This is a genomic window from Microbacterium rhizomatis (genome assembly GCF_008710745.1).
Taxonomy (GTDB): domain Bacteria; phylum Actinomycetota; class Actinomycetes; order Actinomycetales; family Microbacteriaceae; genus Microbacterium; species Microbacterium rhizomatis.
In genome coordinates this window covers 133,840-160,373 of the sequence record NZ_VYSA01000004.1, presented here as the reverse complement: position 1 = coordinate 160,373, position 26,534 = coordinate 133,840, and the positions used below count along the sequence as shown (strand labels likewise).

At 64.7% G+C, this 26,534-nt stretch carries 33 protein-coding genes; 17 read left to right on the top strand and 16 right to left on the bottom strand.

Annotated features, from left to right (window positions below):
* Positions 1-63 precede the first annotated feature (63 nt).
* The 7 genes from F6B43_RS16705 to F6B43_RS16675 are packed head-to-tail and all read right to left on the bottom strand — an operon-like array spanning position 64 to position 8,022.
* Positions 64-1,332, bottom strand: a complete 1,269-nt coding sequence (locus F6B43_RS16705; RefSeq protein ID WP_150450139.1) for a M23 family metallopeptidase — start codon at positions 1,330-1,332, stop codon at positions 64-66.
* Entirely contained in the window at positions 1,329-3,302 is a 1,974-nt protein-coding gene (locus F6B43_RS16700) for a hypothetical protein (RefSeq protein ID WP_150450138.1), read from the bottom strand. Before F6B43_RS16700 ends, F6B43_RS16705 begins: the two co-directional genes overlap by 4 nt.
* The gene (locus F6B43_RS16695; RefSeq protein WP_150450137.1) at positions 3,299-5,839 is read right to left on the bottom strand and encodes an ATP-binding protein; all 2,541 of its coding nucleotides are present in this window, start codon (positions 5,837-5,839) and stop codon (positions 3,299-3,301) included. The genes F6B43_RS16700 and F6B43_RS16695 overlap by 4 nt, the downstream gene beginning before the upstream one ends.
* A gap of 9 nt (positions 5,840-5,848) precedes the next feature.
* Positions 5,849-6,424, bottom strand: a complete 576-nt coding sequence (locus tag F6B43_RS16690) for a hypothetical protein (protein ID WP_150450136.1) — start codon at positions 6,422-6,424, stop codon at positions 5,849-5,851.
* Positions 6,425-6,427: 3 nt separating this feature from the next.
* Positions 6,428-6,739, bottom strand: a complete 312-nt coding sequence (locus F6B43_RS16685; protein ID WP_150450135.1) for a hypothetical protein — start codon at positions 6,737-6,739, stop codon at positions 6,428-6,430.
* Positions 6,740-6,766: 27 nt separating this feature from the next.
* Positions 6,767-7,774, bottom strand: a complete 1,008-nt coding sequence (locus F6B43_RS16680) for a conjugal transfer protein (protein WP_150450134.1) — start codon at positions 7,772-7,774, stop codon at positions 6,767-6,769.
* Positions 7,771-8,022, bottom strand: coding sequence for a hypothetical protein (locus F6B43_RS16675; RefSeq protein ID WP_150450133.1), 252 nt, complete (start codon positions 8,020-8,022; stop codon positions 7,771-7,773). The genes F6B43_RS16680 and F6B43_RS16675 overlap by 4 nt, the downstream gene beginning before the upstream one ends.
* A 76-nt stretch (positions 8,023-8,098) precedes the next feature.
* On the opposite strand from F6B43_RS16675, the gene F6B43_RS16670 reads away from it, so the two are divergent.
* The 4 genes from F6B43_RS16670 (at position 8,099) to F6B43_RS20170 (ending at position 10,470) form a co-directional block, all read left to right on the top strand.
* On the top strand, positions 8,099-9,010 hold the full coding sequence (locus tag F6B43_RS16670; RefSeq protein ID WP_246160021.1) for a hypothetical protein: 912 nt from the start codon (positions 8,099-8,101) through the stop codon (positions 9,008-9,010).
* Entirely contained in the window at positions 9,007-9,201 is a 195-nt protein-coding gene (locus tag F6B43_RS16665; RefSeq protein ID WP_150450131.1) for a hypothetical protein, read from the top strand. Before F6B43_RS16670 ends, F6B43_RS16665 begins: the two co-directional genes overlap by 4 nt.
* A 427-nt stretch (positions 9,202-9,628) precedes the next feature.
* The gene (locus F6B43_RS19780) at positions 9,629-9,751 is read left to right on the top strand and encodes a hypothetical protein (protein WP_246160020.1); all 123 of its coding nucleotides are present in this window, start codon (positions 9,629-9,631) and stop codon (positions 9,749-9,751) included.
* Positions 9,752-10,209: 458 nt separating this feature from the next.
* Positions 10,210-10,470: a ParB family protein gene (locus tag F6B43_RS20170; RefSeq protein WP_150450130.1), complete on the top strand. Its 261-nt coding sequence runs from the start codon at positions 10,210-10,212 to the stop codon at positions 10,468-10,470.
* Here the strand turns inward: F6B43_RS20170 and F6B43_RS16650 are convergent.
* The gene (locus F6B43_RS16650; RefSeq protein WP_150450129.1) at positions 10,439-10,993 is read right to left on the bottom strand and encodes an RES domain-containing protein; all 555 of its coding nucleotides are present in this window, start codon (positions 10,991-10,993) and stop codon (positions 10,439-10,441) included. The two genes, F6B43_RS20170 and F6B43_RS16650, sit on opposite strands and share 32 nt — an antisense overlap.
* Positions 10,990-11,304 carry a helix-turn-helix domain-containing protein gene (locus tag F6B43_RS16645; RefSeq protein WP_211368183.1) on the bottom strand — a complete coding sequence of 105 codons (315 nt, stop codon included), beginning with the start codon at positions 11,302-11,304 and terminating at the stop codon, positions 10,990-10,992. Before F6B43_RS16645 ends, F6B43_RS16650 begins: the two co-directional genes overlap by 4 nt.
* A gap of 113 nt (positions 11,305-11,417) precedes the next feature.
* Between F6B43_RS16645 and F6B43_RS16640 the strand changes: the two genes are divergently transcribed.
* Positions 11,418-12,578, top strand: a complete 1,161-nt coding sequence (locus tag F6B43_RS16640; RefSeq protein ID WP_150450128.1) for a hypothetical protein — start codon at positions 11,418-11,420, stop codon at positions 12,576-12,578.
* Positions 12,579-12,672: 94 nt separating this feature from the next.
* Here F6B43_RS16640 and F6B43_RS16635 read toward each other — a convergent pair whose 3' ends face one another.
* From F6B43_RS16635 to F6B43_RS16610, 6 genes are all read right to left on the bottom strand, one after another.
* On the bottom strand, positions 12,673-12,930 hold the full coding sequence (locus F6B43_RS16635; RefSeq protein ID WP_150450127.1) for a hypothetical protein: 258 nt from the start codon (positions 12,928-12,930) through the stop codon (positions 12,673-12,675).
* A gap of 43 nt (positions 12,931-12,973) precedes the next feature.
* Positions 12,974-13,501, bottom strand: a complete 528-nt coding sequence (locus F6B43_RS16630) for a hypothetical protein (RefSeq protein WP_150450126.1) — start codon at positions 13,499-13,501, stop codon at positions 12,974-12,976.
* A gap of 90 nt (positions 13,502-13,591) precedes the next feature.
* Positions 13,592-14,134 carry a hypothetical protein gene (locus F6B43_RS16625; RefSeq protein WP_150450125.1) on the bottom strand — a complete coding sequence of 181 codons (543 nt, stop codon included), beginning with the start codon at positions 14,132-14,134 and terminating at the stop codon, positions 13,592-13,594.
* 79 nt (positions 14,135-14,213) lie between these two features.
* Positions 14,214-14,462, bottom strand: a complete 249-nt coding sequence (locus F6B43_RS16620) for a hypothetical protein (RefSeq protein WP_150450124.1) — start codon at positions 14,460-14,462, stop codon at positions 14,214-14,216.
* A 328-nt stretch (positions 14,463-14,790) separates the two neighbouring features.
* Positions 14,791-15,330 carry a hypothetical protein gene (locus tag F6B43_RS16615; RefSeq protein WP_150450123.1) on the bottom strand — a complete coding sequence of 180 codons (540 nt, stop codon included), beginning with the start codon at positions 15,328-15,330 and terminating at the stop codon, positions 14,791-14,793.
* 399 nt (positions 15,331-15,729) lie between these two features.
* Positions 15,730-16,107, bottom strand: a complete 378-nt coding sequence (locus tag F6B43_RS16610) for a hypothetical protein (RefSeq protein ID WP_150450122.1) — start codon at positions 16,105-16,107, stop codon at positions 15,730-15,732.
* 150 nt (positions 16,108-16,257) lie between these two features.
* Between F6B43_RS16610 and F6B43_RS16605 the strand changes: the two genes are divergently transcribed.
* Complete coding sequence (locus F6B43_RS16605; protein ID WP_170285710.1) at positions 16,258-16,845, top strand: RNA polymerase sigma factor; 588 nt, start codon at positions 16,258-16,260, stop codon at positions 16,843-16,845.
* 452 nt (positions 16,846-17,297) lie between these two features.
* Here F6B43_RS16605 and F6B43_RS16600 read toward each other — a convergent pair whose 3' ends face one another.
* A complete protein-coding gene (locus F6B43_RS16600; RefSeq protein ID WP_150450120.1) occupies positions 17,298-17,879 on the bottom strand; it encodes a hypothetical protein in 582 nt (193 codons plus the stop codon).
* 464 nt (positions 17,880-18,343) lie between these two features.
* On the opposite strand from F6B43_RS16600, the gene F6B43_RS16595 reads away from it, so the two are divergent.
* The 11 genes from F6B43_RS16595 to F6B43_RS16545 all read left to right on the top strand — a co-directional run bounded on the left by F6B43_RS16595 (position 18,344) and on the right by F6B43_RS16545 (position 26,047).
* Positions 18,344-18,661, top strand: coding sequence for a winged helix-turn-helix transcriptional regulator (locus F6B43_RS16595; protein ID WP_170285709.1), 318 nt, complete (start codon positions 18,344-18,346; stop codon positions 18,659-18,661).
* Between the two features lie 307 nt (positions 18,662-18,968).
* Positions 18,969-19,670, top strand: coding sequence for an SAF domain-containing protein (locus F6B43_RS16590; RefSeq protein WP_170285708.1), 702 nt, complete (start codon positions 18,969-18,971; stop codon positions 19,668-19,670).
* Between the two features lie 44 nt (positions 19,671-19,714).
* A complete protein-coding gene (locus tag F6B43_RS16585) occupies positions 19,715-20,509 on the top strand; it encodes a hypothetical protein (protein ID WP_246160019.1) in 795 nt (264 codons plus the stop codon).
* 1 nt (position 20,510) lies between these two features.
* On the top strand, positions 20,511-22,148 hold the full coding sequence (locus tag F6B43_RS16580) for an ATPase, T2SS/T4P/T4SS family (RefSeq protein ID WP_150450116.1): 1,638 nt from the start codon (positions 20,511-20,513) through the stop codon (positions 22,146-22,148).
* Positions 22,145-23,020: a type II secretion system F family protein gene (locus F6B43_RS16575; RefSeq protein WP_150450115.1), complete on the top strand. Its 876-nt coding sequence runs from the start codon at positions 22,145-22,147 to the stop codon at positions 23,018-23,020. The genes F6B43_RS16580 and F6B43_RS16575 overlap by 4 nt, the downstream gene beginning before the upstream one ends.
* 5 nt (positions 23,021-23,025) lie before the next feature.
* On the top strand, positions 23,026-23,901 hold the full coding sequence (locus F6B43_RS16570; protein ID WP_246160030.1) for a hypothetical protein: 876 nt from the start codon (positions 23,026-23,028) through the stop codon (positions 23,899-23,901).
* 34 nt (positions 23,902-23,935) lie between these two features.
* Complete coding sequence (locus F6B43_RS16565) at positions 23,936-24,157, top strand: hypothetical protein (RefSeq protein ID WP_150450113.1); 222 nt, start codon at positions 23,936-23,938, stop codon at positions 24,155-24,157.
* Between the two features lie 7 nt (positions 24,158-24,164).
* Positions 24,165-24,563: a hypothetical protein gene (locus F6B43_RS16560; RefSeq protein ID WP_150450112.1), complete on the top strand. Its 399-nt coding sequence runs from the start codon at positions 24,165-24,167 to the stop codon at positions 24,561-24,563.
* Positions 24,545-25,000 (top strand): hypothetical protein, encoded by a 456-nt coding sequence (locus tag F6B43_RS16555; RefSeq protein WP_150450111.1) that lies wholly within the window; start codon positions 24,545-24,547, stop codon positions 24,998-25,000. The genes F6B43_RS16560 and F6B43_RS16555 overlap by 19 nt, the downstream gene beginning before the upstream one ends.
* A gap of 7 nt (positions 25,001-25,007) precedes the next feature.
* Positions 25,008-25,382: a DUF3060 domain-containing protein gene (locus F6B43_RS16550; protein WP_150450110.1), complete on the top strand. Its 375-nt coding sequence runs from the start codon at positions 25,008-25,010 to the stop codon at positions 25,380-25,382.
* Positions 25,383-25,390: 8 nt separating this feature from the next.
* Entirely contained in the window at positions 25,391-26,047 is a 657-nt protein-coding gene (locus F6B43_RS16545) for a hypothetical protein (protein ID WP_150450109.1), read from the top strand.
* Positions 26,048-26,534: the final 487 nt, after the last annotated feature.

Sequence of the window (26,534 nt, the reverse complement as noted above, 5' to 3'; positions counted from 1 at the left end):
GGTACGCGTTCACTCCATAAGGGGTCTGGCTGTGGTGCTCGAGTCGACAAACTCGAGCTGCGGCTACAGCCGCCGGCACCAGTCAGTGGGGCAGGCCTCGACGCTCCACAGCTGCATGAATTGCTCGGGATCGACGAAGTTCTGGTGTTCGGGGAGGGTCGCTGAGCGCATGCGTGTCTCGTTCTGGGAGAGGGTGAGCTTCGCGACTTCGGCGCTGGTGTTGTTGGCCACGTTGATGCGCAGATCCAGGTGGCATCCGCCGCTCGGCGGCACGTTGCCGACCTTCCCGATCTGCTGTCCTGCGGTCACTTGGTCGCCGACGTCGACGAGGCGGTCCGACTTGTACATGTGGAGGTAGGACACGACGAACCCGTCGGGGTGTTTGACGGAGAGCCAGAGGGCGCTGGAGAGAGTCACTTCGCCGGGCAGGATCGCGTAGACGGGGGCGCCGCAGTTGTTGGGCCAGTTCTGCAGGTCGATCGCGGCGTGCCACGTTGACGCTCCGGGAACGTCGACGTCTCGGGGCCCGTATCCGCTGGTCATTTGGTAGGGCTGGTCCAGCGGCAACGCCATCTCGCCGACGATGGTGCCTGTACCGCAGCCGGAGCTGATGCCGCCACCGAGCTTGGCGATCAGTAGATCGGCGCCGGCTTCCCACTTGTCGTACGCGTCGGGGTAGGCACTGACCTGCACGGTCTGGGCGGCGACGCCGGGGGTCATGGTCTCCCACCCGGGGATGTCCAGGAGGCCGCGCGGTGAGCCGCCGTTGGGACCGTCCTTGCCGCCGAAGAATGCGCGGATGGAGTAGTCCAGGTTCATCCGCTCGGCGACTGTTCCCCAGCCCGCGCGCTGCTGAAACGGGTTGACGCTGTCGTGGTCACTGCCGACGGCGTCGTGGTCGTAGTTGAGAGACTCCGGGACGAAGGAGTTCGCGTACATGCGCAGCACAGATTCCTGCAGCGCTGTCATCAGCGCGACCTTCACCCCCTTATCGGACACACCCAGTTGCCGGCCGACGGTGATGATCGAGGTGGCGATCGCGAGTTGCTTGCTCTGCAGGGTGACGGTCCTGTTCCCGAGGGGGATTTCAAGTGACTCCGGCGCGGTGGTGGTTGTAGAGGCGGCTGCCGTCGACGAGGCAGGCTTCGGCGCGGGCGGTGCTCCCGTGGGCGCAGGGCCGACTGTGCCAGCCGTGGCGGGGACGCAGCCGCTTGAGCTTCCGGCCGCGGCCGCGGAAGAGAACAGAGCACCCATCGCAACGATGACGAAGCCTCCGGCGCCGAGGACGAGGACGACGACGAGAGACGCGGCGAGGAGGAGAAGCTTCTTCATTCGCGGGTCAGTTCCCTGGGCCGGAACGCCTCCAGCTGTCGACGACGCTCGAGAGCACGGGGGGAGGAGGGAGCAGGGGCTGAAGGCAGGGAGGACACGTCGTGGACGACTGTCGGCATGCGGCGAGCTGTCGCGACGCCGTCCTTGTCGACCTGAATGCGGCTTGGTGCTTCCGGCACGGTGACGACCTTGAGCTCGCCGACATCGGTTCGCTGCGCCCGTTGCGTCGCGGCGCGCGCAGCACGTCCTGCGAGGCCTTTCCCTGCTTCGGCCGCAGCGGCAGTGGCAGCGCCGGCAACCCCGCCGGCCGCAGCACCCTTGACGACGTTGACAACCGTCGTGCCAGCGCTGATCGCCTTGCGCGCGGCCGCGCCGCCGTGAGGACGCGGCCCACCCCCTGGCACTCCGGCGCCGGACCCGCCGTGTGCGCGGCCGCCAGCCGTCAGTGCGCCCTGCGTCGGCCGGGGTTGAGGTGCGTCGGGTACCTGCCGGAGCTGAATCGGCTCTGACTCGGGAAGCGCTGCAGCGGTGGGTGCGGCCTGTGTCGGCTTGGATCCGTCCCGCTTGAGGAGGTCGTATGCGTTCTTGGCCATGCTCGTGACGGCACCCATCTTGAGCAGTGCATTAGCGTCCCGGGGACTTCCCTTCATCCCCAATCCGAGGCGGCTCAAGGGCCCGGCCGTCATCCGGCCCGCCTTGAGAGTGGCCTTCCGCGCCCGCCAGATGAGGACCACCATGATGATCAGCAGCAGCGAGAGGATGATCATCCGGAAGTTGTGTGGGATCCCTCCGCTGGCGGTCATGATCCAGGTCGTCAGCTTGAGGTACAGGGACAGCAAGCACGTCATCACCACCAGGCTGATCAGGCCCATGAACGTGTCGCTGATGGACCGCCACAGCGGCTCGCGGTTGATCGGGAGAATTGCCAGGTAGACCAGGATCATCGACTTCACCGCGGCGACGAGGAAGAAGAAGACCGATACGAGCAGGAGGGCAGCGATCGCCAGAGCGAAGATCAGCAGCGTGGTGACTCCGCCGCTGTTGACGAACGCGAACATGATGTTCAGCGCTCCGGGGTTATCCGACACGGACTTGGCGAAGTCAGGCAGGCAGCTGGAGAACGCTGCGTAGCTGCCCGAGACGATCCCGGTGATCGGGTCGGCCGTGGTCATCGCCGCCGTGTACGGCTCCTGGCAGTTATCGGGCAGCACCATTCCGTATGAGATCACCTGGTGCGGAATGCGGATGAACACGTCCACCAGCTGCGAGCTCACCGCGGCCGACATCGTGTCGACGTCGACGGAGGTCTGAGTGTCGTCGACCACGATCGCCGCGGCGAGCGACCCACCCCACTCCTGTGCCTTCTCGAGCATGCCTCCGGCCGCGGTGAGTGTCGCGACCGGATTGGCCAGCGCACCGACAGCGAGCACAGACATCACCAGCGCGATGACAAGCTCCCAGACGCCCGCCGAGGTCTTCCCGAACAGGATCGCCGCGCCGCCGGCGAGCGCAGCGATCGTGAGAGCGAACGGGATCCATCCGACGCCGGACAGCACACTCTGCAGCCATACGGCGAGCGCGTTGAATGGGGTTGCCAGCCAGCCGACCCACTCGAAGGACAGCAGGAAGCTGAACAGCCAGATGATGGCGGTGGTGAGGTAGTACTGCAGCATCCAGACGAGCTGGACGACGAAGTTGGCGATTACCTTCCAGGGGGTCCAGATGTCGCCGGCGTTGACGTTGATCGTCGCGTACGCCTCGATGGGGACGCCGTGGCTGTCGGTGAACGTGGTTCCTTCCGGGAGGAGCCAGGAGGCGTGTGCTGCTTGGCCGGTGACGACGGTGAAGTAGGTGATCAGCAGCAGGACGGTGAGGGTCCGGGCTTGCCATGGGTGGGTGTGGGCCCAGACGCGTGCTCGGAGACCCCACCGGCTGAGGGTGTGGAACGAGGTGGCGTAGAAGGTGATCACGGTGTCTCCGCGGTGACGGACGGTGTGGACATGACCGCCTGGCGGCGGTCGGGTCGTGCCGGGAGGGTTTTGCGGAACTTGCCGTAGCGGCCGCGGATGTCGCGCATGAGGCCTTCGCCGCGGCGTCCTGCGGCGACCTGTCGGTCCGCGCCCATGGGGCTGAGGTTCTGAGTGACCTCGCGGACGGTTTCGTTGGTGACGGGGAGACCGAGCCATTCGATGGCGCGGCGGGCGAGCTTTTCGTCGGTCTGCCGCATCACGAATCGGGTCTTGATGAGGCCGCGGGTCACGTCGTCGCCGAAGTCGGCGGGGTCGTGGGAGCCGACGCCGGCGGCTGCGCCGTGCTTGCGACCGTCGCGGAAGAAGGTCTGCAGCTCGGCTTCTCCGTCGCGGCTGACGGTGATGTGGTGTGCTTCGTCGAAGATCGCGAGCGCCAGTCGATAGATGTCCATGAAGCAGGCTTCACGGGTCAGCTGGGTGAGGACGGCGTACATGGCGCGACCGAACTTCTTCTCGAGCGGCAGCTGCTTGAACAGGTGCTCCTTCTCGACCTCCGCGCGGTCCGGGAGGGGGAGGCCGCGCGTGGTGAACACGATCGCGTCGGCCTGCAGATCGAGGGCGGGGATGGTCTCGTCGAACAGGACCGTTCCGAACTCCTTGGTCGCGACGACGCGGATGAGGTGGAGAAGTTCGGTGGCGATGGTGTTGTCGGGGAGGGTGCCGAGGTGGGTCATGAGCGATCCGAGGCTGTCGATCTTGTGCTCAGTCATGTACTCCGACTCGAGGAGACGGGAGAGCTCTACGCCGCGCGCCTCGACGGGGTCGACGTTGAGCATCAGCGCGAACAGGGACTGGACCATGCGGGCGCCCTTTCGGGGTCCGAGGACACGCAGCGGGTCGAGAGACCATTCGGGTTCGAGGATGTCGACGACGCGAACGATCTTGCGGGTGTGGACGTCGGAGTCTTCCTGGTCGTAAGCGAGGGACTGGGCGAAGGTGGCGTATTCGCGGGCGTTGGTGCGGTCGATCGCGACGATCCGGCCGCCGCGGTCGAGAACATCGCCGGCGATCGCCTTGAGCAGCACGCTCTTGCCGGCGCCGAGCTCGGCGACGACACCGAAGGATCCGGAGGAGTCGGCGCGGATGTTGCCGTGCAGGTCGATGAGGATCGGGGTGTGCCGTCCGGTGGTGATGTTGTCGCCGAGGCGGATGCCGCGATCATCGCCAAGCGAGCAGCTGACGATGGGGAGGCCGGAGGCGAACTCTCGACCCGTGGTGATCTGAGCCAGGTCGCGGACGATCCGTGATGTGGGGGTGCCTGGCTGCATGGCCCACCACAGTTCTTCTTGGCCGCCGAGGGGGGTTTCGAGGAGGAAGTCACTCGCCTTGTAGTCGGCTGCGATGTAGCGTGCGCGTGCCTGAGCGATGTCTGGTGTGGGACCGCCGACGGAGAGGATGACGGTGCCTTCGACCTCGACCTCTTTGTCGGAGACGTTGAGTGAGGCGTGGTACGCGGCGAGCGTTTCACCGATCTCAATGAGGTCAGCGCCGCTGCCGGTGATCGCGTTGGTACCGGACTGCTGCTGTACCTGGTCGATGAGCTGCTCTTCGGCGCGCTTGTTGCGACGCTTGACCGCCTCGGCCGAGGTGACGGTCAGGCGGATCGCCCAGTCGACGTCGATCTCGTACTGCTCGACACGGCTGATCCACTCCACCCCGGGCATCACCCATCCGCCCTTGGGGCCGCCGACGACGGCTTGCATGACCTGGTAGCTGGGATCCTCGGAGTGAGGGCTCTGCACCTTGAGGTAACGACGGTTGAACGGAAGGAAGCGCTTGAGCTCCGCAGGGGAGAGGTCTGACTGGCCACCCTCGTCCAGCCAGGGTCGCGGCATCGCTGTGGGCAGCTGAGTGGCGGGGACCTCGTCGATCCCAGGCGCCTCGTCCGGTGCGGCGCCGTCGAGCACGAGTCCACGATGCTGCGAGCGCAACGCGATCCAGATCTGCTCGGCGACTGTGGCAGGGCGTGCCTGGAAGCCGGCGGGGATGCGATGTGCGAGTTGAGTGGCAGCGGCCGTGGCTGCGGCGACTTCGCTCTTGGTGGGTGCGGTGCGTGGCAGGGCGAGTTGTTCGCGGAACTGGTTGAACCCGGCCCGCCATGTGGCGCGTGATCGGGTGCGCCAGTTGCCTGCCGCGAGAGGGATGGACAACCAGTAGACCCGTTCTCCGAGGGCGATCTCCTCGAGGGAATCGAGGGTGAGTGCGCATTCTTCGGCCCAGGCGGGCGCGTCGCGGATGTCGACGCCGGCGAGCATCTTGTCGACGATGTCGACCGGGTCGGTTGCGGCGCAGAAGCCGAGCAGGAGGGCTTCGCCTCGCAGCGACTGGAAGAGCGCCTGGTGCTGGGAGAGGACGAGGCTGGACATCTCTTCGGTGCCGAGACCGTGGGGTAGTCCCTGCAGGCGCCAGGTGGCCCAGATCACACCGGTGCGTGTCCAGGTGAGGTTGCCGGCGAAGGCGGCAGCGGGGATCTGCATGAGGGTCTCCTAGCGGTTGGTGGAGTTGACCTGGGTGAGCAGACGCTCCAGCCCAGTTGCGGGGCGGTGCGCTGGCACAGCTGGCGCCGGCGGCGTGAGGGACACTTCGCGGCGCGGCTGTGTCGCCTGCACGGGCGGGAGGGAACGTTCGGCGTCTTGCGGCGGGGGAGGGTTGACGAGCGAGACGGAGGGTTCGGGGGGAAGTACGCGGGCGCCGCCGCCTGCGACGTGGGGTGCGGTGAGGCGGATCACCTGCCCCTGGTACTTCCCCCCGAACGGCTTGAACATGGCGGCCGCGGCGCCCAGGAACGCGAACATCAGATTGCGTCTGGTCATCGGAAGCCGCCCCACCAGCCAGGTGATGGCGAACGCGACGACGGCCGTCAACAGGATGTCGAGAAGGATCTCGCCCGTGCTCCACAGCAGGCCGCGGGTGGCGAACATCACCAGCAACACGGCACCGCCCACCCCTACCTGGGTGAGCGTGTACGGACCGCCGGGAATGCGCGAGCCGTCGTTCATCCGGCCGATCATCTTGGGGAATCGGCGGGATTTTGTGTAGAAGCGGGCGGTCTCCTGGGGCACGGGTTACACCGCCGGTTCGGCGAGCTCCGGAAGTGACCAGACGTTCGCCTCGTCGGAGGTGAGCTGGATGGTGTGCGACGCCGGTGCTGTGTTGACCTCGGTGTTGAGTCGGTCGGAGAAGAGCGTGATGCCGCCGTTGACGAGCATCACGACCACCGCGGCCGCGAGACCGGTGACGATGATCTTGCCCCACTTGAGGTTGGTCATGACCGCGACGCCGATAACGACGACGATCGCGAGGAAGACGACCGCGACCTGCGCGACGGTGGTCCACGATGCGAAGAGACCGATGAGCCAGTCGGAGAGAGATTCCATGAGTGCTGTTCCTTTCGGTTGACCCGCTCAGCGCGAGGGGGTCGGGGTGGGTGTGGACTTGGTGGTGGAGGTCGCTCCGGTTGAGCTCTCCTGGGGTGCGAGATCGACGGTTGTCGTCTCCCATCGGCCATCACGCGCGGTGAGCGTGAGTGCGTAGGTCGTTGTCAGCCGCTGCCCGGAGGCGCTGGTCACGTCTGCCGTCGCGAACACGTGCACGACGTCGCCGCCAGCAGGCGTGTCGGACGCTTCGCGGTCGCTGCGGATATCGGTGACCTTGAGCTCCTGATATGGGGCGGGAAGGACGGCGCTGATCGTGGAGCCGGGGGAGATGACTCGAGTGATGTCCCCGGACCCGGCGAGGTACGCAGCGAGGAACGCCTCGACCGTCGTACGCGCCGACCTGTTTGGTGAGACGGTCTTGGTGTACGACAACTGCACGTTCGTGGCGTCGCGGACCGGCGCGGCGAGGGGAGTGGGCAGCGCCACCACGGCCAATCCGGCGTCCGCGATACGGACTGGAACCGAGAAGTACCGGCGCGGCCAGAAGGTGAGACCTTTGTCGGAGGTCATGTCGTATTCCTCGATGTTGGCCGCCACGACCACGCTCACCACGCCCGTCTCATCGACAGGGTCGATCGACACGATCCCCAGATCTCGGTAGTCCCACGGACTCTCGCTGAGCATCGATGTGCTCGACTCGTCGATGTAGTCCAGAAGCGTGCCGGGCTGCTGCCGGGTCGCGCTGAGCCAGGCGCCGACGAATCCTGTTGCGTATGCACCGGCCTGCTGCTGGACAACAGTCAGCCCGCCGTCAGCCGTCAAAACGGCTGCCGCTGGCTTGGCAGGGGGAGGCAGCAACTGCATCCCGAGCGCGAGCACGCCGCAGGCGATGCCGACATACAGCAGCCCTGTGACGGCCCGCTGCGCCAGGCTCCTCCCGTGAGTCCAGCTGGAACCCTGGGCCGCCGATAGAGCGGTCGGAGCGGCGGCGTCCGGGTCGGCGGACGCCGCCGCAGTCTTGCGAAGCTTTTTCATGAGGCCTCCTCAGCCGCATCGGTGGTGCCGGTGAGCCGGCGGAACCTCGACGCGGCGTCGCGGTAGCGGTCTGAGTTGAGGAAGGCCAGCGCCCGCTGCTGAGTAGTGGGGGAGAACAGCCCCTCGTGGAGGTCCAGGGCAATGTCCTGCCCTTCGTCGTAGACGCCCAGCACGGTCGCGTTGTCCCCGAGCTGTGTCAGCAGTTCGGCGCCGATGACCGCATCGTCCTGGCCCTCGCGTGAGCTCATCTCTCGCTCTCCTCGTCACTTGTGGCGGGAGCGTCACGGCTCCCTCACCTACAAGGGGTGGAAGTCGGGAGCCGGAGTGGACAAACTCACCGAACTTTTCTCGGCACCGGCGATACACGCCCGCGATCGCCGCAATCACGCGGAACAGCAGCAGAAGTCAAGCCGCAATCTCGTCGCCGTGACCGCCTCGGATACACGCAGGGGTACACGTCGCGTGAGGACCGTCGTGTGGGACCACATCCGCCAACCCGGGAGTTCCCACATGTCGATCACCAGCACGCGGCCGGCTCCGCTGATGACCCGCCTTAACAGCGAATGGACCACACAGATCGCCGCGAAGGAGTACGAGTTCGGCAGCCTCGGGTTCCACACCGCCGGCGCCATGCTCGCGCAGATTCGCGCCGTCAAAGGCGCCCGCCAGGACGAGCTCCTTTACGAGCTCGTCACCCTCGCCCACCAGGGCGACCGCAACTCCGAACGCGTCGTCTTGCAGTCTCTGTTCCCCGCAGCGCAGCGCATGGCCCACCGTGTCCGGTCCCTGGAGGACTTCGACAGGCACGACCGCGTCGGATACGCCATCGGCGCCGCGTGGGAGTCCATCCGGAAATACAAGCTGCACCTGCATGCGCGAGTGATGGCCAACCTGACCATGAACATGCTCGGCGTCCTGGCCCCGGAGAAGACCGCCAACGACCGTTTCATCGCAGACAAGACCGCACCCGTGGCCACGGACATCTTGGAGATCGAAGCCGGCTCCTGGGAAGAGCCGATGCGCACACCCGAAGAGCAGCTCGCCAATCTGTTCACATGGGCGTTGGACATCAAGCTGGTCACCACCGAAGAGCTGGCGCTCCTGTCACGCACCGCCCTGAGCGACGAGAAGCACGCCGACATCGCCAACGACCTCGGACTGTCCACGGCCTGCCTCCGCAAGCGCGCCGACCGGATCCGCGCCCGCATCGCGGCAGCCGTCAAGGAAGGGCTGTGACCATGAGCACGATCCGTCAAAACCGCTGGGAGATCGCGTTCGCGTTCGCCTCATCCAACGCCTCCGGTATCGATGACCCCGAACGGTTCGCCGACGAGTACGAAACGATGAGCGAAGACCTCGACAACGTCATCTTCTACCCCGACCGACCCAGCCCTACACCTGAGGACTTCGTGTACTTCTACGCGTGAACCCCTCCTGGCAACGCGTCCGTCGAGTCAGTGGAGGAAGATCGGGCGGGGCGCGCTGACGGCTTCAGTGCCCGTGCGTCCGAGACGACACGACAACGACCCGCAGGGCAACCTCACGAGAACCATCACCGCCGAGGAGGTTGACGCCGAGTAGGCGGGCCTGGCCGACGTCGTCAGTACCCGTGCCGACGAGACAATGCGCGACGTCATCGTGACGGGACTCTGGCCGGGCTTCGACGTCGTGCCGACATCCGGGGCAGTACTGGGAACGTTCGGGATGAACTCGTCATTGCCGGCGCCGGCCGAGAGGTTCGGCTGCGGGATGCGCTGGCTCAGGTGGTCGAGGACTGCGACCTGATCCTGATCGACTCCGCCCCTATCCCTGGACCAGCTCACGATCAACGTCCTCACCGCGGCCGATAGAGCTGTGATCGTCACCCACACGAAGAAGTGGATCCTCGACGGCCTCGGTCAGCTCCTCGATACGATCGGCAATGTGCAGCGGTACTACAACCCCGGGTTGAGCGTCGCCGGAATCATCGTCAACTAGCACGAGGAACGCACTGTGGGCGGGGCTGCCTGGGTCGACGAGCTCGGCGCGGCCGCCACGGCGCGCGGGCTGCGTCTGATTGACCGGCCTATTCCCAAGCGCGTCGTGATCGCAGACGCTACCGAGGCTTGCGCGCGGCCTCGACGAGTGGGGGAGTGCGGAAGCAACCGCGCTCGGAGCGATCTACGCCGAGCACCTGGCCGCTATCGAAGGAGATCCCTCATGAACCGTCCTGCACCCCGCGAATCCAGCCTGTCGAGTGCGAGCCCGTTCGACCACCCCACTGCCCTAGAGCTTCTCAGGAGGCTCCCGCACCGCCTTTGGCCTCCACCACTCCCGCTGAGTTGGCACAAAGCGCTACAGCTCCGCAGAGCGCCGTTGAGAGGGCGACAAAACCCGGCAAGCCTCCGAAGTTCTCGATTCACGAACCCCCCGACGACTCCGCTCGCACGCGCGGCGTGATCGTCGCCCATATGCGCAACGTCGGCATGACGAACCTGTCGAGGTTCGCCAACGAAGCGATCATGAAGAAGGTCGAGCAGCTGGAAGCGCAGTACAACGGCGGCAAGCCGTTCGAGCCTGTCGGACCGGGAGTGATCCCGGTCGGCCGGCCGAGGGGGAGTACCGACTACACCGTGGGTCACCCAGTCCAGGTCACCGTCGTCCGCGTACTTAGGGCGCGCACTCTTATGCGAGCGACGTGTACAGGTCGGGGGTGAACGGTTCCGATCGGGTCACCGTGAGTTGGTGGAGTCCGAGGCGCCCTTCGAAGGCGGCAAGCACGACGCCGGTGCCGCTCGCTGACGGGGCAAGAATGCCCTGGAATCCGAGGAACCAGGCCGCATGCCCGACCGACTGGCATGCTGTCCAGTCATCATCGGTGAGATCGGTGACGGTCAGCCCGACACGCTCGAGCGCGTCAGGGCCTGCCAGGTCGAGAACAGCGATGTCGGTGGCAAGCACGGTGTGGAGAAGGAAGGGCGCTTGCAGCATCACTTCGGGCGTCGTTGCGAGTGCCTGGGCGGCGCGTCGCGCTTCTCCGGCGCAGGCTTCGCGCGGTGTCGCGAGGTAGATGGTGGCGCAGATGTCACGCGGGTTCCACCGGCCGCCATGGGCTCGCGCGCCTGCTCCGGACAAGGGGTCTCGGCGGGCACCGGTGTACCGGTGGTATTCGCCACTGATTTTTTGGCGGTCGAGTTCGTCGATTCTTTCGACAAGATTCTCATCAAGCTCGCCGCTCAAACGACCACCCCGTCAGCGATCGCCTCGATCAGATCCAGGACGTCCCGGTACTGACCTTTGTGGATGCGTTCGGCGGGGGTGTCGTGTTCCAGGAGTCGGCTCGGCGAGAACATCCAGACGTTCGCCTGCGAGGCCGGCAGAATTTCCGTGACGGCGTCGGCGACGTAGGCCAGCTCAAGGAGCCGGGTCTTGTTTAGGCGCTGCGGGACGACCTGGCCGCTTGACCATCGAGCGACGGAACGTGCCGACGCGTCGACGATCTCACCGACCTCCTCCTGGGTCAGCCCCAGTCGATCAATGATGCCGGTCACTTTGTGCGCTAGGGCTGTTGCCGCGACTGCACTCAATTTATTGTGTCCATTTCTCTGTCGTGTATATGTCCAGTAGTATGACACACAGGTAGGACACTGAACGGGGAAGATTCATGAGTATCGAGTTCCACGTCGGCCGAACGGATCACCATAAGGTCGAAGACTTCCTTGCCCGCGACCATGACGGTGTGGCGGCGATCTCGCTCGACGCGAAGACCGCAGCGCACCAGTCCAACCTGGCTGACGTCGCGCGCTCGGAAGGTGTCAACGTGCTGCTCGATCCGCGCACGGACAGGTTGGAGCACGCGGGACTGCACCTCGAACAGCTACCCGGCTACCGGGACGACGGTTACGACGTGGAACGCCTCGCGTCCAGCATCGCCGACCGTCAGGAACTGACGGAACGGGTTCTGGCAGCCCAGGACGGATTGGTGTCGGTGGTGACGCCGGCGTACTTCTTCGGCCGAGACGAGCGATCCGCTCACCTCAACCTGGCACTTGCCGAAGCCGCGCAGCTGAGCACGGATCTCCCCGTCCGCCCGATCGTCGCACTTAGAAGCAGAACGAGCGTCGGGCTGATCACCGAGCTCGCCACCGAATACACCCGCGCCGGTTTCCAACAAATCGACCTGCGCTTCTCACCCCTCGGCGGCGAGAACGACAGCATAGCCAAGGTCCGCTCCGTCTTCGCCGCCGCTCAGGCCTTCACGTCCAACGGCATCACGGTCACCCTCGGCCACTCCGGGAACATCGGCCAAGTCGCGTACGCCCTGGGTCACGTCGCCGCATACTCGGTGGGCATCGGCATGGGGGAGAAGGTCGACCTGGCCAGCGACTACACACGTCAGGCCACTCCACCTAAGCGCGATGAGAACGGAAAACGCATCGGCGGTGGCCAATGGGAGGGCGTCTACCTCCCAGGGCTGGCGATGACGCTGAAGAAGACGCGCGCCGAGGCGCTCTTGGGGCACAGTGATATCCGGACTCGAATCGGCCGCTGCAGGCTCGGAGCGTGTGCTCACTCGCTGACCGGCCCGACCACCGATCACCGGACGCATTATCTTCACGCCAGGGCGGCAGAGATGGCGTTCCTGCAGAACACGCCCCCTGCCTGGCGGCCCGAAGCCGAAGCGAAGCGACTGCGTCGCGCGCTGGAGCTTCGTGAACTTGTCAACAAGGAATACAAGAGCCGCGGCGAACATCAGCTCAGTGCCCGCACGCTCGCAAGCCTCGTCGACGGAATACACGAAATCCGCGACGCAGCAGTCGCCTGAGGCGAGCCAGAAGGGGTCAGGGCGTGATGACATGCCCGCTGCGCCCGTCCCTTCGGCGCACGACTCGGGTTGTGTTGACGGCGAGTTCTGAGCGTCAGGCGGGGGTGATGCTCGCCCAGCGGTTGAGGACGTCCGGTTTCATGACGACAACGTCGTCTCCGACCGCTACGACCCAGTCCGATAGCTCGACGGTGAGGTCGGGTCCGCTGTTGTAGAAATGCAACGGCCCGTGTGCGTTGGTGTAGCTCACGCGGGGCCGGTATTTCTTTACGAGCGCCGTAACGGCCGTCACCGTGCCGGGGCCGTCATACTGTTCGGCGTCGAGCGGATCGTTGACGGTGAAACGCGTCATGATGGCTGGCCTTCCGAAGTGTGGACGATACTGCGGGCGTCGGCTAGGTAAGTTTCCCCGTGAGCCCAGAATTCGGGCCCGGGGGCAGGCCCAAGACCCCATCGACCCCGATATGCGTTCGGAGATCCTCCAAGAGCGCGTCGGCGGGACGGCGTTGGCCCTCGAGTGCTTGAGATTCTCGGCGCGGGTTGGCGGAGTATCGTCCACGGTAGATCTCGATGTCCCGGTTCTCTGCAACGCCGCGAGCGGCGATGCCACGCAGATACATTCTGTTGAACTCGCCCTCGGCAAGGGTGGCGGGTGCGGTCACGGGCACGGCTTTCCAGAACGTCTTGCCGTTTCGATGGCTCTGTTCCTGAGTGTTGAGAAGGCCCTGTCTTATCAGCTGCTGCGCGAGCCCGTCGTCAGTTCCGCTCGTGACCGCTGCGCGAAGCAGGTCGGGCCACTCGCGTGCGCCCTGTTCGGTGAGGCGCGGGCTGAGATAGAGCGCGCCCGCCGCAATGTCATGGTCGACTTCCGCGGCCATCGCTGCGCGCGTCGCCGCATCCAGGTCTTGGTAGTCCAGTCCCATTGGGTATCCCGTCTCCCTGACACACGGCAGACGCGTGATGCCACCAGGCTACCGCTGGACCGCTGGACTCGGCTTCGGACGCTGAGGTGCCTACCCGAGGCGCGCGTCGTTGATCACGAAGTCTCTGATCGTTCGGTTCAGCAGTACCCAGACTTTTCGTCCTTCGTTGTCCGTGATCTCGTGACGTTGATTGAACAGATCGAGGAGGAACTTGTAGTCGTTTGCTCCATTGGATCGGTTGAACTCGTTCGGAGGGAAAGCCCCGTTTTCCCAGAGGTCGGCAAGCACCGCTCGAGAGAAGTACTCGCTGGTGAGGTCAACACGTTTCCCTCGTGCGAATGCGGTTCGGAGGTCGAAGAGCCGCCTGAGCACGGCGACACTGATATCAAGCTCTTCGACCTCGAACAGGTTGACGCAACTGCTCCCAATCGGAAACAGAGTCTCCTGGGTGTGCCGATTGTTGATCGAATATAGATAGAGGAGTCCGGTCTTTCCGCATACGCAGATGCCGGCGCGCCGTGAATCTTCTTCAACGCCGACCACCTGCCACTCCTGGACGGCGTGCGCCCAGCTATCGGACAGCGATGCGTCGAGGACAGCGCGGCGCAACGCCCCGAAGTTGTGTGCAGTCATCCGAACCCCTCAGAAATGCGACGATCGCCAATGGCTGCGATGTCGTGCCGATCCGGACAATCTCCGCTGCCGTTTCGGCTCAGATGCGGAGGCCGAACGGAGCGCTGACCTCTTCGAAACCGTTCACGCGCTTGTAAATGACGCGTCCGCCCGTGATCTTGTATCCGAGACCCCAGGAAGAAACGTCGGCGCCTTCCAAGACGATGTGGTCATGGCTGATGCCGCTCGAGGGCACTCCGCCGGGGAAGACGTCCAACCGACCGTCATCCCGCTTGTGCCAGTACACATCCCGACCTTCGTAGTCTTCGTTGCCGCTGTCATTCCACATCGCCGTCCCCATTCCCCACGTTGAGCCTTCTTGTGTGGCTGTCGCTAAATGTAAAGCCCAACGGGTATGGCCGTAAACGATCGATTCCGGCGCGGCCGCTGTAGGGTCTCGCCCAAGATGGCCATTGTTCCCGGGATTCCACGGCAATTGGCGGTAGCGTCGGGCTCAGCTTTCCATGCCAGATGGCGATTCCTAAGCTTCGCGGTACGACACCGCGTTGACTGCGGCGACGAGCGCGACCAGCCGATCTACTCTCGACGGGCACCCGAGCGGTGTTGACGCCGGCGCTCACCTTCGGACTAGGCGGCAGGAGCCGATTCTCCCCCGGCTAGACACCGTCGAGAAGCGTGATCAGCGCGGTATCTGAGCCGAAGGTGTCGGGCGAGACCGCCAGGATGCTCCCTCTTGACGCTGCCCAGCGCCCTTCAACGGGAACAACGTAAATCGATGCGAGTCCTCGTCCCGCCGCCGCCTCGGCACGGAGGGTGAGTGAGGTGTGACGATCGCGGAGATTGCCCTGCGCCTGGGAGACCCCCGTCTGCCAGCTTCGATACTTCTCATCCCAGACGCCGTCCGGGCCTGCATCTGTGAACCACTCAGCTGGTTGCTGATCAGGAATGTCGATGCCCTCAGCAAGTGGGTGCGTGTAGAGAAGTTGGTTGCAGACCCATGCCTGCTGCCAGGCTTCTAGCCACATCCGCTCGCGGGAATCTCGCTGGGAGGATGCAGGCTCCGGGGTCTCGATGACCCGGGCCAGATCGTCTGGCGAGATGTTGAGGTTCCAGATTCTCCGCAGGTACAGGAGCCGATGCGGGACATCATCACCCCAGACCACCACCGGTGCAATTCCTACGATGTCGGTTGTCATTGGCACCCTGTCGGACTGCCCTAGAAGTTCCATTGCGAAGTCTCCACCTACGTGAGTTCACGGACTATGTCCGACAAAGTCAAGCCCCGTCAGAGTAGCCACTGAGATTGAAATGCCATGCATGGGGAGCCGGCCTCGTGCGACCGACTCCCCACCTGATGGGCTAGAACCCGTCTGATGGCAACCCAGCGCCACAGACCGTGCCAGTGGTCAGGATGACCGCACCGCCGGCGATCGCCGTCCCGCTCGTTGAGCTCGCGTAAAGCACACTTCCCGCGCCGGTCCAGGTGGCAGGCGAGGGACCGGACGGCCAGCTGAGAGTCGTCGCACCGTATCCCGACCAGAACGTGACGTCCCAGTAGATGCGGTTCGACACAGGGCCGGTAACGCTGTACCCCGTCACAGCGGTGACGAGACGGCCACTCGCACTCGCGTCCACGAAGGACGAACCACAGGGGCCATAGACGGTACCTCGCGCAGCAGTCGAGCCGTCGCCAGGCTGCGCTGCGGTGTCATGATCCCTGTCTCAGCGTTCTCCGCTTTGGCTTGCTCGGTGACCGCGACAGATTCCCACGATCCGTCGTCGTAGGTGATGATCTCGTAACCGTTCGCTCGCGCCACGGCCTCGTCGTACCCCGTCACATACATCGTCGTTTCGACCCGAGTGCTTGTCGGCTGATCCTCGCTCTCCGCCGCGGACGCTGCGGTTGGCGCGATGAGTCCCACCCCAGCCAAGACGGCCACCGTCAGCGTGGCCGTGAGTATCCGATTCTTCATGACTACTCCTTGATCTCGACCCGCCCCGCGCGAATCGTCTACTACGAAATGTCCGCGCGGCCGCGCCGGTTCCATCTCGGGAGTCTTCTGACCTGAACTCGTAATCCCAGGCAAATTAGGATGGGCATCCATCAGCAGAGGGAGCGGCCAGTGGCAGGCGAAAACGATCCATCTGACGGTCAGCTGCTGTTTCAGCTTTCGCGGGGAGACGAGCGATCCTTCCGCATTCTGTTTCGGAGGCACGAAAGGGTGGCATATCGCGTCGCGCTTGCTCTCGTGGATTCCGTTTGGGACGCCGAGGAAGTGGCGAGTAGTGCCTTCTTTGAGCTGTGGCGGAAGCGAGATTCGGTGCGGCTCGTCGGTGACTCTGTCCTGCCGTGGCTGATCAGAACGGTCTCGTACGTGGCGAAGAATCAAGTGCGAGGGCGCCGGCGTTACCAGCGGCTGTTGAGAAAACTACCCGCGTCCGATGCTCAACCGGATCATGCTGACGAGGTCGCACGGGTGGTCGACGCGATCTACATCGCGCAGGATGTGCAGATGGTGCTTGGCGGTCTCAACGCGCGGGATGCGAGCATTGTGCTGTTGTGCATAGTTCAGGGACTCGGACCGCAGGAGGCCGCCACGGTGCTCGGGATTCCAGAGGGCACCGCGAAATCACAGCTGCACCGTGTGAAGGGTCGCCTGCGCGTCAGTCTGCGCGACCACTCACCTAACGCGGAAGAGGCCCCCGCATGAGCGATCGCATGCCGCACGGTGCAGAAATCGAAGATCTACTCGTCTCTCAGATGCGCGCCGACCTGACCAGGCTGCCCTGGTACAAGCGCTGGTACGGACGGCTAGGCCTCGTGGGCGCAGGAATAGTTGTTGTGGGTGCGGCTGGGATTGCAGGGGTCACCCTCCTGGCTCCTGAACCTGTGACGGATTCCTTCGTCGTCCATTGCCTTTCCGACGCCAAGCTCGGCAGCGGCGATCGACTCTCTGGCGCGGCGGCTACCGTCGCGTCTTCTGACGGTGCACTGCCGATCGATGATGCAATCGCGATGTGTGAAGACATGTGGGAGGCAGGAGCATTGGTCGGCGCCGACCCCCTAGACCCGCAGCCGACTCGAGGAGCGGTCCCGCACGAATTCACGCTATGCGTCACAGACGAGGGTGAGGCGGCGGTAGTGCCGGCGAGGATTGAATGTTCAGTTCTCCGACTTCATCCGTATCAGCCGAATGTCCCGGAGGGTCGGTAGACAACCGAGGAAGTCACCGCCGCAAATGAGCCCATCGATGAGCAGTATGGCGTGCAGTTCAGGACTGCTACCGCCGTAGCTTGTCGCGGTGTAGTTGCTCACCCAGCAATTGCTAAACCCTTCCGACGAACGGACCTCATCGTTCCACCCAAATGGCATTGACGGGTATCCATAAGTCACGCCGTAGCAACCGCTCCCCGTTCCCCATTGAACGAGAACAGCGCCCGACCTCGACGTTCCCGTGTACTGCTTTCCCACGATCACCGTGCTCAGAGTCGCTCCACCGCGTGCCCGCGGGATGAGTTGCTCAAGGTCACCTGGCGCGCCCGCTTCGACGAACTCCTCCGCTTCCGCCAGCGTCTCGAAGCACGACATCACCAGCGGCACGTCAGTCGGTGTTGGAGCGCCATCCGGAACCGACAGCCCTCCGATTGTGCAGACTTCGGCACTATCCCCAGCCGCCTCTGGCGGCGGCGCGACGAGTCCTAGGCCAAGAACGATAACTACACCCATCGAAGTAAGGACTCCCACGAGAAACTCCTGTCTGTTGGTTTCTCTTAGACGTGTCCACCACCCACACGTGAGTTCCGTCTTCTCCGCCGCCCGACCACCCGTTGCCTCCCCGACTTGTCAATCTCATGCACTGTTTGACACGAACGTCCAAGGCAAATGACGGAAACCGACATTTGCCCGACACCTATCCGTGGAAACCGCCAATTCCGCGCGGAACCTACAGCCGCGGGCATCACCGCGGCGACGTTGACACGCTGTGCCGAAACTCCGTGCCGAAACTGCTTGAAGAGCGTTTTCGAGGTAGACGGTTGACCGGCTGTGCTATTGCAGCGCACCACTCCTTCCATATCTACCGATAGATGCCGAACTTACAACTCAGACCGCTTCAAGGGTGGAGTGGCTGAGCGACCGCAACGGGCAGCTCGTACCGTCTCCTGCGGCCGTTGCGGTACCCCGCCATACTCGCTGGCACAATGGCCAGCATGCCCGACGACTCCTCCGACCTTCTCGCTGATCTGGTCAAGACGATTGGACTATCGGCCTCGCGTGTGGGAATCATCCGCATCGCCTACCGAGACGGTCAAGTCACCGCAGACCAACTCATGGACCAACTCGGCATCGCGCGCAGCACCCTCACCTTCCACATCAAGCCCCTCGTCGACGCCGGCATCCTCATCCCCGAAATGGATCCCACCCGCGCCGGGAAGGCATCCGGATTCAACCGCCTGATCTGGTGGGTCGACCGGGATGCCGTGGACCAGCGGCTGCACTGCATCACCGCGCTGATCACCGGCAACTGACCCGGAACAGTCGCGTCACCGCCCGTGCGCCTTGCCTCCTGGCTGCCTTCTCCTCGCGCGCACCCCCGGCGGTAAGCAAGGGCGCTCAGCGGACGGTGTCCCCCGTTCGGGGGACATATTTTTCGCGCACGCCGACATAACATCACCACTTCAGGCATAATCGGCTTTCGAAGTTCTCGAAAGCTGATTAGGCTGTCTGCAATTCGCCCCCAAAGGCGGAGGCGCGAGCTCAGCATGCACCCAATATGTCGACTCTGGGTCTCTGCTCCCACCCCTTGTGGGTGGAGACACTTGCGAAAGGACGACGGTGACCACAGCAACCGACACGACGCCGGCTGAGACGAAGGCGGACAAGTCCCACTCTCGCGGCCAGAGCTCCGCCGGCACGGCGGCCGTGCCACCGGTCCGTACACGACGCTCCGGCATCTGGCTCGCCGCCGCCATCGTCCTCGTCCTCCTCGGCGCCATCGGTGGTGCCTTCGTCTACACGACGGCCAGTAACACCGAACAGGTCTTCGTCGCCGCGAGCACGATCGCCCGCGGAGACACGATCGACCGAGACGACCTCACCACCATCGCCCTGGCAGCGGGGCAGACTACCCAAGCCATCCCCGTCGCGCGAGCCGACGACGTCATCGGCAAGATCGCCGCCGGCGACATCGCTGCTGGCGGCATGATCACCCAAAGCGACCTCACCACCAGCCTCCCCGTCCCCTCCGGCCAAGCGCTGGTCGGACTCGAGCTCAAAAGCAGCCAGCTCCCCGCGCAGACCCTGGTCGGTGGCGACGAGATCGTCATCGTGCCCGTCGCGACCCAATCCGCCACCGGTGTGCCGACCACGGTCGATCCCTCCACCACCGTCCAGGCCACCGTCTCTCAGGTGCGAACCTCCGCGAACACCACCGGCACCGTCGTGGTCGACGTCTACGTCGACGCACGCTCCGCCGCGAATGTGGCCAGCCTCGCTGCCGCCGGCGGGGTCGCTATCTATCTCTCCCCGGCGAACTGACCGTGGCAGTCATCGCCCTCGCCAGCATCAGCGGATCCCCGGGCGTGAGCACCGCAGCGCTCGCCCTCGGCGTGCACTGGCCGCGTCCCGTCGTAGTGATCGAAGCCGACACCAATGCCGTCACCAGTGCGATGCCCGGATTCTTCCGATCCAACCTGCTCCCCGAGCTCGGCGGCATCGAGAAGGTGCAGCTCGCCTACAGCCGAGGCATTCTCACTCGAGAAGACCTCCTCGACCCCGAACGCTACCTCGCGATCGCCGTCCACGACCTGCCACCGGTCAAGACCGCCCCGATCCCCGCACTTCCCCCGCAGCACGAGATGTGGGTCGTCCCGGGCTTCTTCCACCTGGGCATCACCGACGGTGTCAGCGGCCTGTGGGCCAGACTCCCCGAGCTGCTCCGCTCACTCTCCGAAGCAGGCATTGACGTCATCCTCGACCTGGGCAGAATCGGACGCGACGACGTACGTCTGCCCCTGATCGACACCGCCGACCGAGTACTCCTGTGCGCGCATTCGACCATGGTCGACCTGAACCGTCTCTACCGGCGCCTCGAGATCCCCGACCTAGCCCAGCGGATCGACGTGGTCGGCAACGAGAAGTTCTACCTGCTGCTCACCGAAGCCGTCGCCGAGCAGCTGCCCGCGTCGGACTTCATAACCAACGTGCTCCCTGTCCTCGGCGTGCTGCCCTTCGACCCACAGGGCGCCGGCACCTTCTCCGTCGGCCGACCCGACATCAAGCCCAATCGAAACAGCTACCGTCAGCGGATCCGCAGCGTCATCACTTCCCTGGGCAGCATCATCGGTTACAGCGATCTCGATCGGAGCGCCAGCTGACATGAGCGACGAATCCATTCCCACGGTCGAGATCAGCACCCGCCCCTTCCTGGGCGACATGCTGGCGAACACCGCAGACGCAACGTCACGACCCTCCGGCAGCACCGCCGCCGAGAACCCGCACCTGTTCGCTGCGGCAACCGGCCGCACACACCTGCACCGCGTCGCAGAGAATGAGCGACCCACGTTCTCTGCACCCACCTCCGCAGTCCTTCCCGACAACTACCAGATGCCCGCTTCTGCCGCATCGCCGCCGACCACCCGACGTAACCCCTCCGTCGCACCGGTGACGATCGTTGAGGCGCTCCTCGACGACGTCGACTGGAACACGGTGGACACGCTCACCAAGCAGCTCACCCTCAACGAAGACGGCGCCGGTCGCACGCGCGCCGAGTTCGACGTGGCCACCGCAGCCGCGACGCCCGAGACCCCCTTCGAGGAGCAGGCACTCTCGGAGATCACTCGGCTGGTCACCAGGCACGCGGAGTGGCGCGTGGTCAACCTGGGCAGCGACAACGAGTGGTCCTCGCGCAAACGCGCCCAACACGTACAAGCCGTGTTTGACAACGCGTTCCGCTACGGAAGGCTGCAGCAGTACTTGCGGGAACCCGACGTGGAAGACGTCAGCATCGTCGGACACGACAACGTCATGGTCACCAAGTCGACCGGCCGCCGCGAGCAACGCCCGCCGCTCACCGACCACGCCAGCGACCTCGAGCAGATGATCTCCGACATCGCCTCCTGGCGCGGCCGCTCCTTCTCCCGGCCCGGCGGCCACCTCGACCTGGACATCGGCGGTGCACGGCTCTCCGCAACCGGCGTGCCGATCACCAGCGTGCCCAACCTCACCATCCGCAAGCACAACCTCGTCGACGTCGACCTCGACGACATGGTCAACATCGGCACCATCACCGAGAAGATGAAGACCTTCCTCACGCTCGCCTCGCGGGCAAACTGCTCGGCGCTCATCGGAGGCTTTCCCGGCACTGGAAAGACGACGTTCCTGCGGGCATGGATGGCGGCCGTCCCGTGGGACGAGAAGATCGTCACCATCGAAACGGAACGCGAGCTCTACCTCAACAAGGGCGCCCGTCACGCCCAGGTCCAGGACCTGCAGTACATGCCGGCCATGTTCTCCGGAACCGACGTCACCGCGTCCTACAGCCTGAGCGACGCGTTCTACGAATCGCTGCGGTCCTCCGCGCAGCGCATCCTCTACGGCGAGATGCGCGGACCAGAATCCGGTTGGGCGATGAAAGCGATGCAGGCCGGTCGAGGCTCCATCTCCACCATCCACGCCCGCAGCGCCGACGACGCCATCCACCGCTTCGCCGACATGCTGATGAGCGAATACGGCCTGGCCGCCGACACCGTCCCGCTGCGCCAGATCCTCCGCAGCATCGACATCATCATCTACCTCGACTTCATCGAGAACAGCGATGGCACCCGAACCCGCATCGTTTCCGAGATCGCCGAGGTCCGAGCCAACGACCGCCTCGAACCCATGGCCTCCAAGCTTTTCCAGTGGGACTGGGACAAAGGCATCTACACCGAACCCGAGAAGCCCAGCGAAGACAAGCTCCGCCCGATGCTCGAGCGAGCCAGTCGCACCAGCGGAATCCCCTGGGAGGCGCGATGATCCTGCCCGCAGCAATCACCGGCGCCCTCCTCCTCGCCGGCCTCGTGATGATCGTCGCTTACTTCCGGCCCGCACCACCCAAGCCCGAGAAGCACGTCAAGACGCAAGCGACCTTGGCCCAACGTTGGCGAAAAGTGAGCCGAGGAACACGACTGCGCCTGATCATCGGCCTCGTCATCGGCCTGCTCGCAGCGCTGATCACGGCCCTCCCGCTGCTGATCATCATCGTTCCCGCCGCGGTTGTGGGACTGCCGTTGCTTCTGGGTAAGCAGGACACCCGCGAGCAGCAGCTCATCATCGCCCTCGAGGCGTGGGCCCGATCGCTCGCGTCCACTGCCGACACAGGCAGGTACACCCTCCGCGAAGTCATCGGCATCACCCGTGGTGCCACCCCGACAGTGTTGCGCGGTGCCGTGGACCGGCTCCACGCGCGCATGTCGACCTCCTGGTCAGCCGCCGAAGCATTCAAGGCGTTCGCCGACGAACTCGACAGCGCCTACGTCGACGAGGTCACCGTGTATCTGATCCAAGCTGCCCAGTTCAACGCTGGCGGCCTCGCTCGTGCGCTTTCCGCCGTTGCCGACACCCTGGCCGTCCAGGCGAAGCAGCGGATGGAGATCTTCAACGAGCGGGAGAAGCCGCGCCGCACCATGCAGGTCATGACCGGCATCGTCGCCCTGGTGCTCGTTGGCCTCATCGTGTTCTCCGGCACACCGACGATCGCGTTTTACCGAACCCCCATTGGGCAGATTGCGCTCCTCGTGATCGTCGGCGTCTTCACTCTCATCCTCGCCTGGGCGAAGTCGCAGACGCGCTTCCGCCCCGAGTCACGCATCGTACTCAGCAACACCCCGATGGAGGTGGAGCGTTGAACCCCGTGCTCCTGGCCATCATCCCCGGACTCGCCGCTGGCACCGGTCTGGCCATCCTGATGCTCACGTATGCGCCGCGCACCATCCGCGCCGGCGACGCGCTCACTCGACTTGGCGAAGTTTCCATCCCCAGTGCGGCACCCGCGAAAGCCCTCGCCGGCTGGGACAAGGCCGGCGCCTGGGTCTCCCGCCGCGCTCCAAGCGTCCCGTTCTTCATTTCACCCACTGCAGAGCTCGACCTGCTCGAGATCCCTGTCGCTCAGTTCTACGCGGACAAGCTCAAGATGGCTGCGATCGGCTTCGCCGTTCCGCTCGGGTTCGCTGCCATCCTGCAGCTGGGCGGGCTGAGCTTCCCGATCCCCGTCCTGTTCGCCCCGATCCTCGCCTTTATCTTCTGGATCATCCCCGACTCCAACGTGCGCTCCAAGACGAAAGAAGCGCGACGAGAGTTCACCCGGTTCGTGACGGTCTACCTGCAGCTGGTCGCCGTCGCGCTGCTCGGCAACACAACAGCAGATGCGGCGCTCTCCTCAGCCGCGTCCGTCTCCGATTCGTGGGTGTTTCGTCGGATCCGCCGCGAGTACCAAGCAGCAGAACTCACCCGCACCAGCAAATGGGATGCGCTCGAGCGGCTCGGTGGGACCGTAGGCGTCCCCGCGCTCGTCGACATGGCCCGCACCATGCGACTGTCCGAAGCCCGCGTCGGTCTGCGTGAGCAGCTGCTGTCCGCATGTGACATGCTCCGCGCCCAAGTCGCAGCCTCCGACAAGGATGCTGCAGAAAGAGTCACCAGCAAGATGGACATCCCCGTCTACTGCACCATCATCCCGATCCTCGCGCTGATGATCGTTCCGTCCGTTCTTCAACTCGCCAGCATCTGAACCACCACCACCACACCGAAAGGAAACCCACATCATGAGTACCATCTCCGACAAGGTCACCAAGGCGGTCATCACCACGCAGGCACGCGTGCGCGATGGTGTAGACCGTCTCACCGAGCAGCCCGAGTCCGGCCTGGACGATGCCGCCTGGAAGGCGATCTGGATCACCGTCGGCGGCGCCGCGGCGATCGCCATCGCGACGTTCATCTTCACGTGGGGTCAGGGATACATCACGTCGCGCCTCAACGGGTTCTAATCCGCGCATGCGCATATGGCTCCGGACCACCAGAAGAAGGCTGGCGGGGGAGGAGGGATACGCCTCAACGGCGATCCTCGTCCCCGCCAGCCTGATTCTGCTGTTCCTGGGCCTCCAGGCAGCGACCTGGTACCTCGGCACCGACGCCGCCAACACCGCAGCCCAAGCCGGATACACGGTCGCTCGCGCCTACGAGTCAGACGGAACCGCTGGTATCGCCACGGCGGACCAGCTGCTCGACGGCACCGGGCTGCTCATCAACCCGCAGGTTGCGGTGAACCGCACGGCCGACACGGTGACCGTGACCGTCACTGGGCAGCCGGTCTCCCTCATTCCCGGTGTGACCTTCCCCACCATCACGCGCAGCCACACGGGGCCCGTCGAAAGATGGGTGCCGGCACCATGAACATGATCCGGCGCATCATCCGCAACGAAGCCGGCGATCTCGATGATCTTCCGGGGTGGACCATCCTCGCCCTCACCGCACTCACCCTGCTCGGCCTGATCGTGTACGCCGGTCGGGGCGGCGCGGCAGCCAATACGGTGCAAGCCGCCGCGTACGCGGCCGCCAGAGACGCATCCATCTCCCGCACCGTCGAAGACGCCGTCCCCCATGCACAGGCTGCGGCCGCGGCCGCTCTCGGGAGCAACGTCACCTGCATCAACCTCGACGTCCAGATCGGAGGCAACGGCCTCAGCACCGGCATCGGCCAGACCGGAACAGTCACCGCGACCATCGCCTGCACAATCGCGACCGCCGACATCTCGTTCCCAGGGATGCCGGGATCGATCACAATCACCAAGACCGCCAGCAGCCCCGTAGACCCCTACAGAGAGAGGTGATCGACCTATGAAGTTCGTCCCCATGTGGCTCGGGTTCTTCGTCGCCCTCATCATCATCGCCGGCATCGTCGTCGACGGTCAGGGCAAGACACAGACCTTTCAGCAGGCGCTCACCGTCGCCCAATCTGCTGCGCGAGCAGGCACGAACGCCGCGACCGGAAACTCCGTCAACGGAGACGCATTCAACCTCTCCATCCCCGCTGCTGTCGCCGCCGCCGAGAACTACATCACCGCAGCAGGCGCTACCGGCACCGTCACCGTCAACGGCAACGAAGTCTTCGTAACCGTCGACATGACTTACACCCCACGTATCCTCGGCTCAATCGGACTCGGCCCGCTGCCCGTCCAGGCAACCGGATCCGCAGTACTCATCGACGACTAGGAACCAGCATGAAGACCACCAGGAAGACCGCCGCGATCACCCTCATGATCGCCGCCGCCCTCGCGATGGCCGCGTGCAGCCCCACCACGCCGACCGACCCCACGACATCCCCTACAGCCTCGCCCACGGCGACAAGCACTCCCACCCCCACACTGGAAGCAGCGCCCACCCAGGACCCGGTACCTGCACCCACCACACAGCAGGAAGCGATCACCGGCGCCAGCAACACGATTCAGCAGTATCTCGCCGCGTCGTTCGCTCTTGCGCAGAATCCTGACCTGGGTGAGTCGTATCTAGACGGGTTCCTAGTGCAGGGATCGCCTCAGGCAAAAGTCATTCGTGACACCGTCGCTCACAACATCGAGATCGGCCTTCGGCAGACTGGGTCGCCTACAACCTGGAAAACCAACGACGCCATGTCGTATGCGTCGCAGTCGACGAACGCGGCAACTGGCGAGAAGTCCGAGTTCGGGGCGGCCATTGTCTATGGCTGTGCAGACAACACCAGCTGGACATTTGAGGTGCCAAAGGGGCAGGTGGCGCCCGAGATCCCGAGGGGATCTTTCCCGAATCAGTACACACTCATCTATGAGCAGACAGCTCAAGTTTGGCTGATCCAGGAGAACGTCTCGCTACGCGACCAGGACGGGGCTCCGACATGTTGAGAGCCGCTCGTCGATCGCGCGCAGCGGCCGGGATACTGGCGGTTGTAGGCGTCGTTCTCACCATGTTGGTCTGGACCTCATCGCCTGCCGCGGCCAACGATTGCAGGTACAACGACGTTGGCGAATGGGTCTGCGACGTTGAGGTCGGACAGCCGGGCACTCCAGGCACTCCTGGCGGAGGCGGAGGAACGGTTCCCGCCGATTTCACTCCCGGGCCGACGTCGTGCGTCTGGGACGGGGTGGAGGGGTCGGAGGATCCTGACCTGGTTTCGCGAGAGATCCCTTGCTCCACGGGCGATGACTATTGGTCGAATGACAGGCAGTGCTATTGGTCTATCGACGACCCGCAGCGCCCAGCACCAAACGGTAAGAGTCTCAACGTCGGCGCCTACTACAGCTGCGACCCGTACGTGACTAACTCCGCGCTTTGCGGCGCACCCATGAACTGTTACGGCTTCTCGTTGTGGCTCGATGCCCCTCCGCCGGG

Bases quoted from the DNA above. Each gene is read 5' to 3' on its own strand.
- F6B43_RS16705 (WP_150450139.1), bottom strand. From the start codon at position 1,332: ATGAAGAAGCTTCTCCTCCTCGCCGCGTCTCTCGTCGTCGTCCTCGTC.
- F6B43_RS16695 (WP_150450137.1), bottom strand. From the start codon at position 5,839: ATGCAGATCCCCGCTGCCGCCTTCGCCGGCAACCTCACCTGGACACGC.
- F6B43_RS16685 (WP_150450135.1), bottom strand. From the start codon at position 6,739: ATGGAATCTCTCTCCGACTGGCTCATCGGTCTCTTCGCATCGTGGACC.
- F6B43_RS16680 (WP_150450134.1), bottom strand. From the start codon at position 7,774: ATGAAAAAGCTTCGCAAGACTGCGGCGGCGTCCGCCGACCCGGACGCC.
- F6B43_RS16675 (WP_150450133.1), bottom strand. From the start codon at position 8,022: ATGAGCTCACGCGAGGGCCAGGACGATGCGGTCATCGGCGCCGAACTG.
- F6B43_RS16640 (WP_150450128.1), top strand. From the start codon at position 11,418: ATGAGTATCGAGTTCCACGTCGGCCGAACGGATCACCATAAGGTCGAA.
- F6B43_RS16635 (WP_150450127.1), bottom strand. From the start codon at position 12,930: ATGACGCGTTTCACCGTCAACGATCCGCTCGACGCCGAACAGTATGAC.
- F6B43_RS16630 (WP_150450126.1), bottom strand. From the start codon at position 13,501: ATGGGACTGGACTACCAAGACCTGGATGCGGCGACGCGCGCAGCGATG.
- F6B43_RS16625 (WP_150450125.1), bottom strand. From the start codon at position 14,134: ATGACTGCACACAACTTCGGGGCGTTGCGCCGCGCTGTCCTCGACGCA.
- F6B43_RS16620 (WP_150450124.1), bottom strand. From the start codon at position 14,462: ATGTGGAATGACAGCGGCAACGAAGACTACGAAGGTCGGGATGTGTAC.
- F6B43_RS16615 (WP_150450123.1), bottom strand. From the start codon at position 15,330: ATGACAACCGACATCGTAGGAATTGCACCGGTGGTGGTCTGGGGTGAT.
- F6B43_RS16610 (WP_150450122.1), bottom strand. From the start codon at position 16,107: ATGAAGAATCGGATACTCACGGCCACGCTGACGGTGGCCGTCTTGGCT.
- F6B43_RS16595 (WP_170285709.1), top strand. From the start codon at position 18,344: ATGCCCGACGACTCCTCCGACCTTCTCGCTGATCTGGTCAAGACGATT.
- F6B43_RS16580 (WP_150450116.1), top strand. From the start codon at position 20,511: ATGAGCGACGAATCCATTCCCACGGTCGAGATCAGCACCCGCCCCTTC.
- F6B43_RS16575 (WP_150450115.1), top strand. From the start codon at position 22,145: ATGATCCTGCCCGCAGCAATCACCGGCGCCCTCCTCCTCGCCGGCCTC.
- F6B43_RS16565 (WP_150450113.1), top strand. From the start codon at position 23,936: ATGAGTACCATCTCCGACAAGGTCACCAAGGCGGTCATCACCACGCAG.
- F6B43_RS16560 (WP_150450112.1), top strand. From the start codon at position 24,165: ATGCGCATATGGCTCCGGACCACCAGAAGAAGGCTGGCGGGGGAGGAG.
- F6B43_RS16555 (WP_150450111.1), top strand. From the start codon at position 24,545: ATGGGTGCCGGCACCATGAACATGATCCGGCGCATCATCCGCAACGAA.
- F6B43_RS16550 (WP_150450110.1), top strand. From the start codon at position 25,008: ATGAAGTTCGTCCCCATGTGGCTCGGGTTCTTCGTCGCCCTCATCATC.
- F6B43_RS16545 (WP_150450109.1), top strand. From the start codon at position 25,391: ATGAAGACCACCAGGAAGACCGCCGCGATCACCCTCATGATCGCCGCC.